Origin of the sequence: Vibrio sp. S234-5 (genome assembly GCF_000960595.1) — a bacterium.
Classification (GTDB): Bacteria; Pseudomonadota; Gammaproteobacteria; order Enterobacterales; family Vibrionaceae; genus Vibrio.
This window is the reverse complement of sequence record NZ_JZAM01000022.1, coordinates 1-1329: the sequence shown is the minus strand read 5'-3', so window position 1 is coordinate 1329 and position 1329 is coordinate 1. Positions and strand designations below refer to the sequence as shown.

Annotated in this window: 1 protein-coding gene; it reads right to left on the bottom strand. The window is 44.0% G+C overall.

Translation table 11 applies throughout. The annotated features are described in order from the left end of the window. Window positions 1–13 precede the first annotated feature (13 nt). On the bottom strand, window positions 14–1222 hold the full coding sequence (locus tag UF06_RS00095; protein WP_045568620.1) for an IS4-like element ISVsa5 family transposase: 1209 nt from the start codon (window positions 1220–1222) through the stop codon (window positions 14–16). Window positions 1223–1329 lie beyond the last annotated feature (107 nt).

Sequence of the window (1329 nt, the reverse complement as noted above, 5' to 3'; positions counted from 1 at the left end):
CTGAGGGATCCCCTCATAATTTCCCCAAAGCATAACCATGTTTGAATAGATTTTGAGCAAGCAGGGTTGCAGCCACGAGTAAGTCTTCCCTTGTTATTGTGTAGTCAGAATGCCGCAAAACTTCCATGCCTAAGCGCACTGTTGAGAGTACGTTTCGATTTCTGACTGTGTTAGCTTGGAAGTGCTTGTCCCAACCTTGTTTCTGAGCATGAACGCCCGCAAGCCAACATGTTAGTTGAAGCATCAGGGCGATTAGCAGCATGATATCAAAACGCTCTGAGCTGCTCGTTCGGCTATGACGCAGGCCCAGACCGTAGGCAGGACTTTTCAAGTCTCGGAAGGTTTCTTCAATCTGCATTCGCTTCGAATAGATATTAACAAGTTGTTTGGGTGTTCGAATTTCAACAGGTAAGTTAGTTGCTAGAACCCATGGCTCCTTTGCCGACGCAGAGTAGATTTTAGGTGACGGGTGGTGACAATTAGTCCGTGTCGAGCGCTGATTTTTTCGGCCTTTAGGGCGAGATTTATACAATAGAATTTGGCATGAGATTGGATTGCTTTTAGTCAGCCTCTTATAGCCTAAAGTCTTTGAGTGACTTGATGATATATCGTGTAAGTTGCTGATAGGTTTACAGTTTTCCGCTCCTAGGTCTGCATATTGTACTTTTCCTCTTACTCGACTTAACCAGTACCAACCCAGCTTCTCAACGGATTTATACCATGGCACTTTAAAGCCAGCATCACTGACAATGAGCGGTGTGGTGTTACTCGGTAGAATGCTTGCAAGGTCGGCTAGAAATTGGTCATGAGCTTTCTTTGAACATTGCTCTGAAAGCGGGAACGCTTTCTCATAAAGAGTAACAGAACGACCGTGTAGTGCGACTGAAGCTCGCAATACCATAAGCCGTTTTTGCTCACGAATATCAGACCAGTCAACAAGTACAATAGGCATCGTATTGCCCGAACAGATAAAGCTAGCATGCCAACGGTATACAGCGAGTCGCTCTTTGTGGAGGTGACGATTACCTAACAATCGGTCGATTCGTTTGATGTTATGTTTTGTTCTCGCTTTGGTTGGCAGGTTACGGCCAAGTTCGGTAAGAGTGAGGGTTTTACAGTCAAGCAATGCGTGGCAAGCCAACGTTAAGCTGTTGAGTCGTTTTAAGTGTAATTCGGGGCAGAATTGGTAAAGAGAGTCGTGTAAAATATCGAGTTCGCACATCTTGTTGTCTGATTATTGATTTTTGGCGAAACCATTTGATCATATGACAAGATGTGTATCTACCTTAACTTAATGATTTTTATCAAAATCATTAGGGGATTCCTCAG